Here is a 15,948-nt window from a genome sequence, read left to right on the forward strand (position 1 = left end):
CAGCGATCGGAAGGTTGTTCTGGTATCGGAGTGGCAAGTGTAAATATTATTTAGTTCTACTTATCTAGTCCGGACGATTCAGGCTGTCCACCGCATTACGGAAGCCGTTAACTGCTCGTCGCAGCTGTTCCTCCGCTCTGCCTGTTACAACCGCTCCAAGCATGATTGCCTTGACCCCGGTATCATGTAGCACCCGAACATCCTCCGGCACGAGTTTACGCTGAGAAGGAACCAATACCGGAATCTGCGCCTGCAAGACCAGACGGCGATACTTGAGCACATCCGCGAAGCTTAGAGGTGTACCATACTCACTCCCGGGCACAATGGATGCCTCCAGGGCAGTGAAGCCGTAATGAGCCGCCAACGTGACGAGGGAAGGTTCATATTCGTCATTGATCGCAAACGTTGGGTCCAGTCCCAGATCATCCAGCATGAAGGACGGAAGGTGATGTGCATAGATGGAATAGAAGTCCAAACCCAGCCCCGAAAGGCGCTCCACATCCTCCCGTCGTGCTCCATCAATGCTGCCGGACGGTACAACGCCCAGCGGACAGCCAAACTCACTGCGGATCGCCCGGAATACCTCGGCATAATTATCCAGTGGACCAAATTGGTTTCCGCTGGCGCGATGACCGACATTATAATGCACCTTCAGTGCATCAGCTCCCTCTTCAATTGCTGCACGGGCCAAAGATAGATCGTTCTCGGGCAAGCTGACCACTAGTGACAGCGATTTCCGATCAAGCAATTCCTTGAATTTGCCCACCTTCCTCACCCTCCAGTTTCTATAAAAAATTTTATTGTTGCAGCACGCTTTGGACCTCTTCCTGCATTTGTTTCAGATTATCCTCGGGTTTCGCTGAACGGGCGAACAGGCGGTCAAATCCCTGCAACACCGCATTGTCGATATCCTGCCAACGGATATGACCGGGAATCAAGCGCGCTTTTGGCATTTCATCAATCACCGCCTGCACAATATGCTCCTTGCTTGGATTATTCGGCTGATTGATAAACGCATCGGAGTTCAGAACAGAGGTCCGCGGAGGCACAAAGTAGGTGGCTGTCGCCTGAATGCCCTGCTCACTGGCAAAATACTTCAACAGCTTCTTGGTTTCCTCTGGATGTTTGCTGTCGTTGAACATGGCATATCCAGCCTGCCCCAGCATCGGTACACTGCCCTGTGAGCCGGAAGGCATAGGAGCGATACTCCATTCAAAATCCGTAATCTCCCTTGCTTTGGAGACATAGCTGTAGTTATCGAAGAACATGCCCACATTGCCAGCATCGAAGCTGACCTGCTCGCCCGCTTTTGGATGCGATTCATCGGTGAACATCATTCGCTCCAGCAGTTCAAAGGTCTGTACGCCATAGGCGTCATTCCAGGTGAACTTCGTCATGCCTTCGTCGAATGGACCGCTGCCATTAGACCAGGAATAGGAGGAAAGCACAGCCCAGGTCTTCCAATCGCGAAAAAAATTGGCGCCATAGATTCGGTTAGTCGCCTCCTTGCTCGTGATCGCCTTGGCGGATTTCTCAAACTGTTCCCATGTCCATTGTCCTTGAGCGGCTAGTGTGTTGGGGTCGGTCAGGCCGGCTTGGTCGAACAGCGTTTTATTGTAGAACATGACTACCGGAGGTGTGGAAAAAGGCAGACCCAGCAGTTGATCGCCATCACGGAACAAATCCAGCGTGCTTGGAATATAATCATCCAGCTTAAACTGTGCATCATCCTTGAACTCGGATACATCAGCCAGAATGTGATTGGATTTGAATTGTGGCACCATCCGCTCCGACACCCAGGCAATATCCGGGAGGGAGCCCCCAGCGGCAAGCACAGATATTTTTTGTTGGTATTCCGCAAATGGCACGGATTCCATCGTTACCTTAATGCCTGGATTTTCCTTCGTGAAGCTATCGATCAGCTTGTTGTATACATCCATATGTGCCTGATTGCCCCACATCATGAACTTCAACTCAACTTCTCCATTCTCTGAGGCTCCATTACCAGGATCAGTGCCTGAACTGGAGCTTGTGCATCCGATCAACGCAAAAATCATGAACACGAGCATAAGCATCAGTGCTGCTTTTTTCATGAAAATCCCCCTTAAGGCTTAGTGGTATAGATGTGCAACCAAAGTATAACGAAGGTATCGACCGCCCATAAATCACGTCAATTACAGAAATGGTATGGTTTTTCAAGACGTTGGAATAAATACCCTACGCCCGGCTATTCCTTCTCTTTGCTTTCCCGTCCAGCCATGCTGAATCGGTCACGATATTCGCCTGCTGTCCATCCAACCTGCTGCTTGAATACCAGCATGAAGTGCTTGGGACTCTGATGCCCGGATAACCGCGCTACGTCATAGATTTTGAGTCCCGTGTTGATCAGCAGCCACTTGGCCCGCTCCATACGTGCCTGAACGATGTATTCGGAGTAATTGGTCCCTGTTTCATTCTTGAACAGCTGACTTAGATAGGTGGGGTTCAGATTAACAAGTGCTGCTATCGTCTGAAGTCGCAGATCCCCATCGGGATGCTGCTTGATGTACTCCTTCACATCTCGGATAATCTTCCGTGTATCTCCGCCAGCGTGCTCCTCTTTGCCAGATGACTCAGTGATTGGAAGGGTTGAAATCCCATACCTGCGATCCAGCAGTAATTGAATTTTTTGGATGGATAATGCCAGTTCATGACGTTCAATCGGCTTCAGCAGATAGTTCAACACCCCGTACTCCATCGCCCTGCGTGCATATTCAAACTCCCCGTAGCCGCTAATGATGATCATCAGCAGTTCAGGGTACATATCTCTCGCTTTGGATACCAATGTCAGCCCATCCATTTCACGCATGCGAATATCCGTGATTAACACATCCGGCACTTCACATCTCAGAAAATCCAGTGCCTCGGCTCCGTTCGAAGCTTCCCCTGTGACCTGAAACTGAGGAGCCGCCTGTACAATCAGCTCTCTCAGCCCCTGACGGATAACCGTCTCATCCTCCACCAGCAATACTTTATACATGCGCTTCATTCCCCTTTCGGTTGAAGTTGAATGGATATCGTAACCGCCAGCCCCTGCCCAGGGCTGCCATCGACGCTCAGGCTACTGCCTTCTCCATACATGAGTCGGAGCCTTTGGGCGATATTGTTAAGCCCCAGCCTGTCCCCGGCATGGCAGCGCAATGTCTCACTGGAAGGCTGTCGAGCAATGGATTCATTTAATTCATCAATCTCTGCTTGAGCCATGCCTTTGCCATTGTCACGCACAATAATCAGCAGCTCATCATCAAATCTCAATGCAGATACCCAGATCACCCCGCCATCCGCCAGCCCTTCAATGCCATGATAGACCGCGTTCTCCACCAGCGGTTGCAATACCAGCTTGGGAATCAGACACTCCGTCACAGCTTCATCGATGTCATAGATTACCTCTAACTTGCCGTCATAACGTACCTGTTGAATGCGCACATAGGATTGTACAAAAGCCAGTTCTTCCTGAAGCGGAACCCTCCGGTCCACCTTATCAATCGTATAGCGCAGCAGCTTGCCAAGTGCCGTCACCATATCAGACACCTCAGCGTGCTTCTGGCGCACCGCCATCATGTTGATGGACTCCAATGTGTTGTATATAAAATGGGGATTGATCTGGCTCTGCAATGCTGACAGCTCCGCCTCCCGCTCTTGAATGCCCAGCAGAAACACCTCGTTGAACAGTCGATTGATCTCTTCCATCATTCGGTTAAAGCCCCGGCTAATCTGCCCGAACTCATCATTGCTGAAATGTGCTACGCGCTGGCTAAAATCTCCCTGCTCCACCCGAATCATATTGTGCTTCAGTCGAATCAGGGGCCGAGTTATACGATAGGATAGAAGAACCGCGAGAATCGCTACGGCCGCCATACATAGCACAGCGAATCCAAACGTAAACGTAAGCATCTCGCCTGATTCCTTCTGAATAACGGCAATAGGTGTAAGGCTGATCAGCGAGAGTCCTGAATAACTGGAATGGTGTTGTACGTAGAGATAGGGCTTCCCATCAAGGACAACCTTTTGATTCCCAGCGTAGTCTTGAAACTGGCCATGCGTTAACAGTTGGTCGTATGCGGACAGACCTCCGGCTGAGGTCCGTTCGAACAGGAGACGCTGCTTGCTGTCGACAATCATCAGGCTCGCATTTTGCTCAAAGTTCAGATTGGATAAGAGCTGGCCGAAGGCATCCAGCCGGATGTCGATTAGAATGTAGCCCAGTCGCTGGAGTGTACCCGGATCACGAATCTCACGGGCAACTGATATATACGGCTCTTCCTGACTGCCTGTGTAATAACTGGGTTCGTGCGGAGGAAGCAGACGCCATTCCCCTTCCGAGCCGTCAAGCTCTGCAAACCAATGATCTGGTCTGCTGTCCCATACCGGCTTGACCACTAACGAATCGAGATTAGAGAACAGAATGCCGCTGTTGCTGATCAGATGGATGCCACGGATTTCCGGTCGGTCATAGGCTTGACCGGACGTGTAGAGCTTCATTTTCAAATAATCATCGGACCTAGCCCATGTACCCGATCCCATCGGAGCATTGTATTTGGCCAGTATGCTTAGCACCATCTGATCGTAGAGCGGTAAGAGCGACAACCTCTCGAAGTCCTTCAACAACCGATTCAGATTGGTATTAATCTGGCGAACGATATCAATGGTGAACTGCTCCGTCTTGCGATCAATTGTCTGCGAGAAGTGCAGGTAATTCACCACTCCCTGCAAACTTAGTGGCAGCAAGGTTAGCGCCAAGAACAACAGGAGCAGCTTGGTGCGCAGATTGATGCTTTTTCCCAAATAACCCTGTACCTTGTCCATCATTTCCGTTTATCCCTCCCTCTCCCGATCATTGTATGAGCTCCCCTCACAGATCAAACTGGATATAACTGGGGTTCATCATATCCAGTTTCAATGATCGTTGGCTATCCTGCCAACCATGGGATTGGTACGGAATTTCAAGATATATGAAACTTCGAAAGGGCATCCCCTAGGTCATGTGCATGACGGGAACACCCCTTCTTATCGTTATTTCAATCTAACGAACTGAGGACACGCTATTCGCTCCAATTTCAGCAAATCGGAGGTTTAACGAATCACAGAGATCTTATTTGGACAATTTGCAGGCCTCCCGCCATCTATCTACCTGAATAACGTCACTGAGATTCGTTAAATTTTACATTTCATCGTAATTTGCCCTATAAGGTGCGGTGGATTCGTTAGCGCTTGGGTTTGAGAGAAAACTACTTCCGCGACAGCTCCCTGTAACGATTTTGTTGCAAGTACATTCTTAGGAACAGGAATAGAAAAACGACAGCTAATAAACAGCTACCGTTTGTATGTATCAATTTTCCCAACGCCCAAGCGTTTAAGATTTGCTTACTTATTTGGTTGCTCCATTGATTGCTTTCCTAGAAATAAAAAAACCGATTGCATTAGGCAATCGGCTGTCTTTTCATAAAGTGTTTCTTATATTTGAAGCGATTATATTCATTAATAAGTTCGTCCAATACCATGGACTGTTGAAGGACTTTGTAGTCTTGCATGCCATGATGTTCCGCCAAACGACTTAACACTTGCCTGTTCTGTTCGATTTGGTCTCTGATCTGTTTTGGTTCTCTCACAGCATGCACCCCCTCTTTTTAAAACATTTTAGGATACATTGCCAAAAAATTCATATTTTATTGATTTGCAAAATAAAAAGCTCGTTTACATAACAATACTTTCATAACATATCATTTTGCATTAATCCGTGAAAAACATCACATCCACAACATGTAGACATATATTTAAATATCTGTCTACATATCGGGTTTACATGAAATTGAAGTTATATTATAGAATGAAGAAATTAAAATCTATTATAAATTTTGCTCCATCGGCTGCTGTATCTTGCTCGTTCTGGAGCGAATCAAAATCCCTGCCACTCGCACCATAACCATAGCAGCAGTCATGAATATAAATGCCGGACCAATGTTCTGAAGGTCAAGCTGATGCGCTACTGCGTATTGGTATGCTTGTTGCGGATGATGCGTGATCCATTCCACCGGAATGATACGCAGCAGGAATGCTGCTGCCCATACGACCACACTGCCTATCCCCACTCGGGTATACCACGTACCTGCCGTCGCATCGAATTCCACACGTGTTATTCCCAGCACAATTGCTCCGAACACTGCCCCTATAATCAAAGACGCCAACAAAAACAACAAATTATTGCCTGTAAAAGTCATATCTTTAACAAATCTGGCTGCATAATATCCCATAATAACGAAAGGCAACAGTAAGCGATAAAAACGTACTGGCTTTCGTCCAATGGAAGTGAATACTAATACCGCAAACATAATGATCATCTGAACCCACATGCTCGTCGTCATACGCTGTTCCCTGTAATTTGCTTGATTTAATACTATAAGCATAGCAGGGAGAACACCGCTCTAGCGTCCACAACCAGGTGGATGAAGAAGTCCACCTATAGGTGGATTATAGACAAGGAAACGAACCTTACTTCTCCAAAGTATTCAATTTATATTACCTTTCGTTTTAAGTTGAATATATTTATTAATCAGTTCATCCAGTACCATAGACTGCCTGAGGACTTTATCACTATGCATGCCATGCTTCTCCGCCAACCGACGCAAGTTTTGCCTATTCTGCTCGATCTGGTCTTTAATCTGTTGGATTTCTCTCACAGCATGCACCCCTTTTTCAAACTATTTTAGGGTACATTTATCTAAAAATTCATAATGGAATGCTTTGCAAAATTTTGTATTAGATCTTTTAGAAAAGTCGGTATTTCAAACACACTAGCTCTCATTGGTTATACACTTTTAATTTTACTCCCAAAATTTTGTGAGTTCAGGCCCTCTATCAACCTAGTGTACTGCTCGTCCTGCTGGTTCGTTACATGCATTCTGAATCTCCCGTACAAATCAATAGATTTAATAGACATTAGGTCATCGTTACTTGATGATGATAGCTCCAGGCTTGTGAGCAAAGTTTCAATCCCAGTTGCGTACCTTTGTTGGTTGAGCCTGTACTTCGCTAACTCATAATAAAAACGTATATATCTATAATTCAACATTTGCATATTGTACGTCCCTTTTAAATGCATATGCGTATTAAATTGTTTAATATAAGGATCGAACCTATCCAATGCAGAATCAATATCCAGTGAGTGCTGGTTAGCTGCCTGAACAATATTTACAAATGCGGTTAAAACCTCATGGGGATTCGCATTAAGGTAATTCAGATAAGGTTCAATTACCTCATGATTCCCATTCATCAAGTGGTATAAATACCGATTTCCCTCCGCCCATCCTTTGAAACGTTCTATTAATTCTTGCTCTTCTTCTGTTGGATTAGAGATTTCAATAACAGTCACGTAAACATCTGTATACTCCAGAGCTTTTTCATATTCCTTACGCACTTCACATACACTTGCCTTCAATAGATTCGCATATGCTTTGTATGTAAATATGGGGTAAAAGGCAATTCTTTTTTTATTTTTGCGCCTTCGAGATTGAAGTTCAAGTTGAAAGTCAACTTTTCGTTCCAGTTCCTCTGCCAAATCATAAACCTTATCCCAGAGATGTATTGTATTATAAACATTCGCCAAATCCTTAATAGCATCCAATTGTATTTCTTCATCTAATTTCTCAATATAGGGCTCCAATTGAACCGCTGCTGCTAAATTATCAAATTTGCTCATTGTTTTATGAAGCAAAAAAATACGGTACTGGCATAACGCCAACCGTTCCGAGTGCTGATATTTCTCACCTGCGGCTACGCATTCATATAAAATAAGCGCCGCTTCATTCATTTCTCTGGAATACAGATTCTCTGCCATTTCAAATAGTTCTGAAATATAGGAACGATCATCTGTAACCTGATAAACCACCGTTCTAATACAGCCTAGCTTGTTAAGTTCAGCACAGCGATACAGGAAAGGTTCCAAACGCCTCCAATGAGGTGCGGCTTCCACAAAACATTCGACACTGTACATTTCGTAGAAGTATCCCTTCTCCAAACCCATACCAGATGTGATCTGATCCAACTGGTTCATAGCTAGAGGCCTGCTGCCCTTAAGGATGGCACTTAATGTGCCAACGTTGACACCCGTGATATCTGAGAATTGCTGTAGTTTATATCCTCGTTCTCTTATGTGATTCTCTATATATGTGCGTATCGTAGGTGCAAGTTTCAATTCTCCCACCCCCATCAACCAAACTAACTTAAGGATTCATCAGCTCTTATTAAATGTAATTTTAATCCTGAATTTTACAATGGTCAATCTGCGCAAAAAAGGCTTATTTCCGATCTCGGAAATAAACCTTGTTTTTAAATATGGCTTTTTATAAGTTCATTGTGATTAATCTTACAACGTTCCATCACCATGAGATGATGGACCAAAGGATTGTATTGGTATGTCGATTGGATATTGATGTATGACAGAGAAAAAAATAATACTAAACAAAAGTATTGTTATAATTTTTTTTAATTTCATAGTTATATGCCTCCTTAATTATAGATCCGTACAAGTTCTGTATCTCCTGAGATGCAAAAGACCTGTATCTTTCAAAGAGAGCAACGCATTGTATAATATCTCTATAATTGTTAATATTGATTGCTGAATTCAAACAATTAATCAGCTTTTGCATTCCTTCAGCATATCGTTCCTGGCGAAAATAATAAATGGCCAATTCAGCCAAAAATTTAGTATACCTGTCATTTATAATCTGCTTATTGTATCTTTTATTTAACATAATATCTCTTGAAATAGTATTAATTTTACTATCAAATTTTAAAAGGACATGATTGATGTTCATATCATAAGTATTTGCTGCCTCCATAATTTTGACAAGAGCAGTAAGGAATTCTTCTTCATTTTGTTCAATCCATGACACATATGCTGGGAGCACTTCTTCATTTCCCATCATCAGATTATACAGATAGGTGTTTACTTCAGTCCAGCCACTGAACATATTGATATATAATTGGTCCTCTTCACTAGGGTTTGCAATATTAATTATCTCAGCATATTCTTGGGTATAGTCTAAAGCTTCCCTATATTTCCCACTCCACTCACAAGCTGAAGCCTTGAGGAGATTTGAATATGCTCTGTACACAAAAAGGGGATATGCAGTTACCCTGTTTACTTTATCGACTTTTTTCTTAGTAAATGATTGTATAAATTCAGCTTTACGCCCCAATTCATCTGCCAATGAAAACAGCTTGTCCCAATAACGTAGAGCTGAGTATGTATTCGCCAGATCCTTGATCGCATCCAGCTGCCGCTCTTCATCCAGCCGATTAATATATGGCTCAAAATGAACTGCCGCCCTGAGATTTTCATGCTGATCCTGACCCAGAGATAGTGTGAAAATACGATATTGGCACAATGCGAGACGTTCCGAGTGTTGGTATTTCTCACACTCCGCGACACATTCATATAACATGCGGGCCGCTTTCTTTTGTCCTCGTTCAAGCATGCCTTCTGCCATTTCAAACAATTCGGAGATATAGGAGCGGTCATCCGTCACTTGCTGGATTATCCGCTGAATACACTCGAGCTTGTCCAACTCGGCGCAACGTTGCAGAAAAGGCTCCAGTCTTCTCCAGTGCGGTGCAGATTCCACAAAACACTCAGCGCCATAAATTTCGTAGAAATGACCTTCCTCCAGCTTCATGCCCTGAGTAATCAGATCCAGTTGAGCCATGGCGATAGGCCGCGTCCCTTTGATGATCGCACTTAACGTTCCAGCGTTCACACCCGATATATCGGCAAAGTATTGCAGGGTATAGCCCTGTTTCCTGATGTAGTCCTCAATAAAGGAGCGTATCGTAGTTGTAGGTTCCATGTCTCCCACCTCCACAATGAAAATCCATAAATTTGAATTTATATGATATGCACAATTTTAATCCTAAATTTTACAGCGGTCAATAAAAATCGTGGCAACTTCCTGCCCATATGTTCAGGGGTTGAGAGGCTTTAATTCGCCTTATAGAAAAAATCCATTAGAAGAATGCATGACAACATGGTAAAGTTAGTTTCAGCTTAAATATCCTACTATTTCCATAGGATTAGACAACCCAGGTGCTTTTCCAATCCAATCCAAGGGGATGGTTAGATGAAATTTGCCTTATTTAGTCTCATGATGAATCTTCCAAATGTCGTAACCGGTGAATCACTAACGACACAACAGAAGTTCCACAATATTTTGGAACAAGCCAAACTGGCCGAACGACTGGGATTCGATGCATATGGGATCGGTGAGCGGCATGGTGCACCTTTTCTGTCTTCCTCACCTCCCGTCGTACTGACCGCCGTAGCTGCTGCGACTTCACGTATCCGGTTGCTAACAACGGTCACTGTTCTCAGTATACTTGATCCGGTACGGGTTGCCGAGGATTATGCCACGCTGGATCAATTATCGGGCGGACGGCTGGAGATGATCATCGGGAAAGGCAATGATCCTCGGCACTATCCCCTGTTTGGCATTAGTGAAGAGGAACAATGGGATTCACTCGGTGAGCGCTACGAACTGCTGAAACGGCTGTGGACTGAAGAGAATGTAACCTGGCAGGGAACGTATCGCCCTCCCCTTCAAGAGGTTACCACTCAGCCGAGACCGCTTCAGCAATCCATTCCGATCTGGCATGGCAGCGCATCGAGCACCCGTTCTACCGAGCTTGCAGCTAAGTATGGCGAACCAATATTTAGCTCGAACTCCTTCCACCCTCAGGCAAAATATAAAGAGTTAATTGACCATTACCGTGAACGTCTCGATTATTATGGTCATGATGCGAACCGAGCGGTGGTCGGCTCCGGAGCAGGCAGCCTGTATCTCGCGAATACACGTGAAGAGGCCATCCGTCGTTATACGCCTTATTATGAGGCGTTTCATGCTACGGCCGCTGCGCAGCACAACCAGTCACCCTTTAAGGACCTGGAGGATAACATCGCGCATGGGCCTGTACTGATTGGTAGTCCGGAGCAGGTCATTGAGAAAATCCTGAATTACCATGCCGCATATGGACATCAGGTGCTGAGCATTAGCGTGGATGGACTCAGCCATACGGAGCAGCTGGAGCAGGTAGAACGCTTTGCCCAGGATGTAGCGCCTGTGTTACGACGCGAAATCCCCAGTTTCATATGGAACGAACCCCCGCTCTTGAACCAGTCACTTCCCTTTTCCTCTTCCACTTCACATTCTTCCGATTCATGGCCCCCAGCCATCACACCGATCTTCCAGGTATAGTTCTCAGTTCTTCACGTACTCCCCATTCATCCACAAGTTTTTGCATCCAGGGTGATTCTTGCGAATCGCCCTATCCCTCCCCCAAGATGCCTTTCACTATGATTAAGACTTAATGCCTTCAAACAAGGAAATCAACGCACGCAGCACGAATTCAGTATCTAACGGTTGGCCAGTCACCAGCATGCGGTAGAACATCGCTCCATAGACGAGGTCTATGCACAGTCCGATGTCACAATCCTTTTTCAACTCTCCCCGTTCTACACCTTTTTCAAAAATTCCCCACGCTTCGCGCCGACGAGGCTGAATGTATCTGGTTCGGTATTCTTCTGCAAGCCCTGGATCAGACTGTCCCTCTCCGACAATCTGTGTGATCACTTTCCCTTCCCGGCTGATCAAAAAATCAACCAGATTGCTCGCATGAATGCGCACATCCTCAAATACCGATCCTGTATCCGGTACAGGCAATCTTGCCGTTGCCGCAGACATGTACCCATCCATAATGACAGCACCTTTGTTAGGCCACCATTTATATATTGTTGCTTTGCTCACCTTAGCACGTTCAGCAATTTTTTCGATTGTAACCGCACCGAAGCCGTGTTCCAGTAATAATTCATAGGAAGCTGCAAGAATCGCATTCTGGGTTTCCACATTGCGGGGACGCCCTCTTTTGGCAGTCATCATAAGCCCTCCTTGGCATAACAAAACCATCTGTGTTTCATAAAAACGATACGTTCATTATACTAAATCACAGATAAATTAAACAATTTCAAGCTCACTTTACTTTGATAATATAAAAAAAATGTCTGCGCCTATTTACAATACTGAACGTCTAGTATATTATATGTTTGTGATTAGTAAACGCATCGTTTAGTAATTAACATTTTGAATATACGTATACATTAATGAAAATGAATTTAAGAACATGTGGAGGTTGATGATTATGCATATGCCAAACGAAGTGAAGGCTAACCCGGTTCCAAGCTGGTTGATTTTACTTTTGGCTGCGGCGTGCGGGCTAGTTGCTGCAAACCTGTATTATGCTCAGACCGTCGTAGGACCAATCAGCGTTACAACAGGGCTTTCCTCTGCTGCTGCTGGATTGATTGTGACGTTAACACAGATCGGTTATGTCATTGGGCTGCTGTTTATCGTACCGCTTAGTGATATTGTGGAGAATAAACGACTGGTCACTTTTTTCCTCATCATATTGGTCGTTGGGTTGATCGCCGCCTCCTTCTCTTCCCATGCCGTATTATTTCTGATTGCTTCTCTCGTTATCGGTATCAGCTCAGTCGTTGCACAAATTCTGGTCCCTTATGCCACCTACCTCACTTCGGAGGAGCAGCGCGGACGGGTCGTCGGAAATGTGATGAGTGGTCTGCTGCTGGGCATCATGCTGGCTCGACCTGTCGCAAGTTTTATTACGAGCCTGCTCGGGTGGCAAGCGGTCTTTGTCTTCTCCGCAATCATTATCGTTTTGCTGACACTGCTTCTGTCCCGTGCGCTTCCTGCACGTCAGCCACAACCTGCGATGAAGTACGGACAATTAATCCTGTCATTAGGTACCCTGCTCAAAACATTTCCCTTGCTCCGCCGCCGAGCCCTCTATCAAGCCAGTTTGTTTGGCGCCTTCAGCCTGTTCTGGACTACAGTTCCTTTACAGCTCGCCAATGAATATGGCATGTCCCAGCAGGGAATTGCCTGGTTTGCACTGGCTGGTGTTGGGGGTGCTATCGCAGCACCTATTGCCGGAAGATGGGCGGATAAAGGGTTAACCCGCATATTAACCGGAGTCGCCATGATCATCGCGGTTGCATCTTTTGGGCTTGCCTATCTGTTCCAGGGCCACTCTACCGCTACCCTTATTCTGCTTGTGATCGTTGCCATCACGTTGGATATGGCAGTCTCGGGCAATCTGGTGCTGGGACAGCGCATCATCTATTCATTGAGTGAAGCAAGAGGACGGGTAAACGGGATCTTCATGTCGATCTTTTTTGTAGGGGGAGCGATTGGATCATCTCTTGGCAGCTGGTCGTATGCACACGGGGGTTGGAGTCTCACCACATTGATTGGTCTGATCATGCCTCTGCTGGCACTCGGATATTATTTAACGGAAAAGAAAGCTACCGTCGTCAGCACCTCATAACCTTCCTTCCACACGTAAACAAAGGGCAGAGCGATCTTTAGGATCAGCTTCTGCCCTTTTTCTTCAGCATCTTGCATCATTCGATTCAACTCGTTTCTGAGTATTTCGACGCTTATATGCTCACACCAAAACAGACAGATGTGCATTGGCATCGTACTCGACCAGCTGCTGCCCCGTGCGCAATTTTTGTACCAGATCGGGATTGGCGATAAACGGTCTGCCGAACGCTGCCAAATCAATACTCCGATCTTGCACAGCCTGCTCTGCTGTTATTGCCTCAAGATCCCCTACGCCAATGATGATGCCTTCCCACTGCTCCCGAATCGCCTCATGGAAATTCTGTTCCCCAGTCCAGACTGTGGTGTATCGATCTGTTGAAGGATGCAAGATTGTAATGCCTGTCTCGTGGAACAAATTCAGATAGGCGTTCAGCACGCCAGCCTTGTCTGCCCAGACATAGGAAGGGTCATCATCTTTTTTCTCGGAAAATCGTACCGATATGCGATCCGCGCTGATTTCTTGTTGGACTGCAATGATAATTTCCTTCAGAAAACGCAGTCGTCCCTGGATATCGCCTCCGTATTGGTCTGTTCTGTGGTTCGTCTTCTCATTAATAAACTGGTCGATCAGATAACCATGTGCTGCATGCAGCTCAATTCCGTCGAATCCAGCCAGTACCGCATTGCGGGCAGCCGTTTGAAATTGTTGAATGGTATCCCGGATATCCTGCACACTCATAGCTTGAGGTATCTGGTATGGCTTATGCAATTTATGGACTCTTCCTTGAGCCGGAATGCTTGAAGGTGCCTGCGGCGGAGTACCGATCAGATCTGAGTGAGACAGTCTGCCCACATGCCACAGCTGAGCGATGATGGTCCCTCCGTGTTTATGGACGGCATTCGTTACTTTCTTCCATGAAGCGGTCTGTTCAGCCGTATATAATCCGGGGATACCATAGGTTCCTTTGCCTGCCAACGAGGGATTAATGCCCTCTGTAATGATCAGTCCCACACCATCCCGGGCACGTCGCTCGTAATACGCCACCATCTCTTCCGTCACGGTTCCATCCTGATCATTAGCAAATCCTCGGGTAAGGGGTGCCATCACCAGTCTGTTTCTCAAATGCCATTCGTTTATCGTCACCGGGCTCAGTAATGTAGACATAGTATTCATCACAACTCCTTCTCCATTGTCAGCATTTTGCATGATTCCATTGCTCTGTAAAATGCGCTGTTGATAACGATATTGTAAGCCGGCATATATATATCGTAAAATGATTGAAATATATAGATGTATCTCTCATAGAGATACCTAACATCTCATTACAACTCTTATACAGAGTGAACCATATAACAGGAGGCCAGAGCCATGGAACTCTCGGATATCGATATTATTCTCGCAGTGGCACGGTCCGGCAAAATCTCACAGGCTGCCAAAGAACTGAATTACGCTCAATCCAATGTCACCACACGCATCAAAAAGCTGGAACAGGAATATCAGGTGCAGTTGTTCAACCGTTTCCCCAAAGGAGTGGTGCTGACTTCCAAAGGAGAACAGTTTGTCCAATATGCGACACGCATTCGAGACCTGTTAAACGATCTGGAGCAGGAAATGACTGATCCGGGAGAACCTTCGGGTACACTAAAAATCGGGATTGTAGAGACGGCGGCATCCAGCCGGTTTATGGAGATTCTCAATGAATACCAAGTGACATATCCCGAAGTCTCCATATCACTTGTTAATGCCACTTCACCCAAAGTGCTGCGCAAGAAAATACAGGAGTATGAGATTGATGGTGCTTTTATCAGTGGTGCTTGTGTGAAAGAGGGTTTGAAGGTGGAATATGAAATGCAGGACACAGTGCATATCATCTCCAAACGGATGGACGTACCACCCGAAAGCCTGTGTCAGGTTTCGTGGGTTGTTTTCCCAAAAGGCTGCCCATACCGTGAAATTACGGAGGAATTTTTGCAGGAAGAAGGTTTGTCTGCTCGCAATATGATTGAAGTCAGCACGATGGATAACTTGCTTAGCTGTGTGGAGTCAGGAGTTGCTTTTACCATTATGCCTTGCAGCGTTATTCACAAGAAACCGGATGAGTTCTCCGTATATGATCTGGTCGAACGATTCACACATACTACAACGACCTTTGTCCGTGGTGAAGATCGATATGTCAGCAGCGCGCTGGACCGATTTGTGAAGCTGCTTAACCAGAAGTGCATTACATTTTGAAATAAAATTTCGATTTTCCCTGTATCTGCTCATCGCTTATGTAGGGCCGGAGAACACAAAAAGAGAGATGCGATCTTTCGCATCTCTTCTTCTGGTATTATCTATAAAGGCTTTTTCTTACTTTTCACTAAAATGAACAGCAGGGATAGGAAAAACAGAAACTCTGAAATACTGACCAACAACCTCATGCCTTCCCCTAAATCCTTTAATCCAAATAGAATATGGATCAGCGAAATCATTCCCGTAATTACAGCGACCACTACAGCCAAAACCAGCATGCATTAA

15 protein-coding genes are annotated in these 15,948 nt (G+C 45.6%); 3 read left to right on the plus strand and 12 right to left on the minus strand.

The genetic code is table 11. The features are described from left to right. Positions 1 to 64 precede the first annotated feature (64 nt). The 9 genes from P364_RS0122420 to P364_RS0122460 form a co-directional block, all read right to left on the minus strand. A complete protein-coding gene (locus P364_RS0122420) occupies positions 65 to 766 on the minus strand; it encodes a hypothetical protein (RefSeq protein WP_024632310.1) in 702 nt (233 codons plus the stop codon). Between the two features lie 31 nt (positions 767 to 797). Then, positions 798 to 2,093 (minus strand): ABC transporter substrate-binding protein, encoded by a 1,296-nt coding sequence (locus P364_RS0122425; RefSeq protein ID WP_024632311.1) that lies wholly within the window; start codon positions 2,091 to 2,093, stop codon positions 798 to 800. A gap of 134 nt (positions 2,094 to 2,227) precedes the next feature. Beyond that, on the minus strand, positions 2,228 to 3,019 hold the full coding sequence (locus P364_RS0122430; protein ID WP_024632312.1) for a response regulator transcription factor: 792 nt from the start codon (positions 3,017 to 3,019) through the stop codon (positions 2,228 to 2,230). A 5-nt stretch (positions 3,020 to 3,024) separates the two neighbouring features. Beyond that, the gene (locus P364_RS0122435; protein WP_024632313.1) at positions 3,025 to 4,848 is read right to left on the minus strand and encodes a cache domain-containing sensor histidine kinase; all 1,824 of its coding nucleotides are present in this window, start codon (positions 4,846 to 4,848) and stop codon (positions 3,025 to 3,027) included. A 611-nt stretch (positions 4,849 to 5,459) separates the two neighbouring features. Beyond that, the gene (locus P364_RS0122440) at positions 5,460 to 5,648 is read right to left on the minus strand and encodes an aspartyl-phosphate phosphatase Spo0E family protein (RefSeq protein WP_024632314.1); all 189 of its coding nucleotides are present in this window, start codon (positions 5,646 to 5,648) and stop codon (positions 5,460 to 5,462) included. Between the two features lie 237 nt (positions 5,649 to 5,885). Then, positions 5,886 to 6,401, minus strand: coding sequence for a hypothetical protein (locus P364_RS0122445; protein ID WP_024632315.1), 516 nt, complete (start codon positions 6,399 to 6,401; stop codon positions 5,886 to 5,888). A 144-nt stretch (positions 6,402 to 6,545) separates the two neighbouring features. Further along, the gene (locus P364_RS38785) at positions 6,546 to 6,725 is read right to left on the minus strand and encodes an aspartyl-phosphate phosphatase Spo0E family protein (protein ID WP_079348619.1); all 180 of its coding nucleotides are present in this window, start codon (positions 6,723 to 6,725) and stop codon (positions 6,546 to 6,548) included. Positions 6,726 to 6,844: 119 nt separating this feature from the next. Next, entirely contained in the window at positions 6,845 to 8,230 is a 1,386-nt protein-coding gene (locus P364_RS0122455) for a hypothetical protein (RefSeq protein ID WP_024632316.1), read from the minus strand. 262 nt (positions 8,231 to 8,492) lie between these two features. Continuing rightward, on the minus strand, positions 8,493 to 9,884 hold the full coding sequence (locus P364_RS0122460; RefSeq protein ID WP_024632317.1) for a hypothetical protein: 1,392 nt from the start codon (positions 9,882 to 9,884) through the stop codon (positions 8,493 to 8,495). A gap of 270 nt (positions 9,885 to 10,154) precedes the next feature. On the opposite strand from P364_RS0122460, the gene P364_RS0122465 reads away from it, so the two are divergent. After that, on the plus strand, positions 10,155 to 11,285 hold the full coding sequence (locus P364_RS0122465) for an LLM class flavin-dependent oxidoreductase (protein ID WP_024632318.1): 1,131 nt from the start codon (positions 10,155 to 10,157) through the stop codon (positions 11,283 to 11,285). Between the two features lie 102 nt (positions 11,286 to 11,387). Here the strand turns inward: P364_RS0122465 and P364_RS0122470 are convergent, their stop codons facing one another. After that, positions 11,388 to 11,963 carry a TetR/AcrR family transcriptional regulator gene (locus P364_RS0122470; protein WP_024632319.1) on the minus strand — a complete coding sequence of 192 codons (576 nt, stop codon included), beginning with the start codon at positions 11,961 to 11,963 and terminating at the stop codon, positions 11,388 to 11,390. Positions 11,964 to 12,225: 262 nt separating this feature from the next. Between P364_RS0122470 and P364_RS0122475 the strand changes: the two genes are divergently transcribed. Beyond that, a complete protein-coding gene (locus P364_RS0122475; RefSeq protein ID WP_029881215.1) occupies positions 12,226 to 13,431 on the plus strand; it encodes an MFS transporter in 1,206 nt (401 codons plus the stop codon). 120 nt (positions 13,432 to 13,551) lie between these two features. Here P364_RS0122475 and P364_RS0122480 read toward each other — a convergent pair whose 3' ends face one another. Then, complete coding sequence (locus tag P364_RS0122480) at positions 13,552 to 14,595, minus strand: alkene reductase (RefSeq protein WP_036663164.1); 1,044 nt, start codon at positions 14,593 to 14,595, stop codon at positions 13,552 to 13,554. Between the two features lie 204 nt (positions 14,596 to 14,799). On the opposite strand from P364_RS0122480, the gene P364_RS0122485 reads away from it, so the two are divergent. Then, positions 14,800 to 15,663: a LysR family transcriptional regulator gene (locus tag P364_RS0122485; RefSeq protein WP_024632322.1), complete on the plus strand. Its 864-nt coding sequence runs from the start codon at positions 14,800 to 14,802 to the stop codon at positions 15,661 to 15,663. A gap of 101 nt (positions 15,664 to 15,764) precedes the next feature. On the opposite strand, the gene P364_RS37615 is transcribed toward P364_RS0122485, so the two are convergent. After that, on the minus strand, positions 15,765 to 15,941 hold the full coding sequence (locus P364_RS37615; RefSeq protein ID WP_161634206.1) for a hypothetical protein: 177 nt from the start codon (positions 15,939 to 15,941) through the stop codon (positions 15,765 to 15,767). Positions 15,942 to 15,948 lie beyond the last annotated feature (7 nt).

It is taken from the genome of Paenibacillus sp. MAEPY2 (assembly GCF_000499205.1).
Classification (GTDB): Bacteria; Bacillota; Bacilli; order Paenibacillales; family Paenibacillaceae; genus Paenibacillus; species Paenibacillus vandeheii.

Bases quoted from the DNA above. Each gene is read 5' to 3' on its own strand.
- P364_RS0122425 (WP_024632311.1), bottom strand. From the start codon at position 2,093: ATGAAAAAAGCAGCACTGATGCTTATGCTCGTGTTCATGATTTTTGCG.
- P364_RS0122430 (WP_024632312.1), bottom strand. From the start codon at position 3,019: ATGTATAAAGTATTGCTGGTGGAGGATGAGACGGTTATCCGTCAGGGG.
- P364_RS0122435 (WP_024632313.1), bottom strand. From the start codon at position 4,848: ATGATGGACAAGGTACAGGGTTATTTGGGAAAAAGCATCAATCTGCGC.
- P364_RS0122445 (WP_024632315.1), bottom strand. From the start codon at position 6,401: ATGACGACGAGCATGTGGGTTCAGATGATCATTATGTTTGCGGTATTA.
- P364_RS0122460 (WP_024632317.1), bottom strand. From the start codon at position 9,884: ATGGAACCTACAACTACGATACGCTCCTTTATTGAGGACTACATCAGG.
- P364_RS0122465 (WP_024632318.1), top strand. From the start codon at position 10,155: ATGAAATTTGCCTTATTTAGTCTCATGATGAATCTTCCAAATGTCGTA.
- P364_RS0122470 (WP_024632319.1), bottom strand. From the start codon at position 11,963: ATGACTGCCAAAAGAGGGCGTCCCCGCAATGTGGAAACCCAGAATGCG.
- P364_RS0122475 (WP_029881215.1), top strand. From the start codon at position 12,226: ATGCATATGCCAAACGAAGTGAAGGCTAACCCGGTTCCAAGCTGGTTG.
- P364_RS0122480 (WP_036663164.1), bottom strand. From the start codon at position 14,595: ATGTCTACATTACTGAGCCCGGTGACGATAAACGAATGGCATTTGAGA.
- P364_RS0122485 (WP_024632322.1), top strand. From the start codon at position 14,800: ATGGAACTCTCGGATATCGATATTATTCTCGCAGTGGCACGGTCCGGC.
- P364_RS37615 (WP_161634206.1), bottom strand. From the start codon at position 15,941: ATGCTGGTTTTGGCTGTAGTGGTCGCTGTAATTACGGGAATGATTTCG.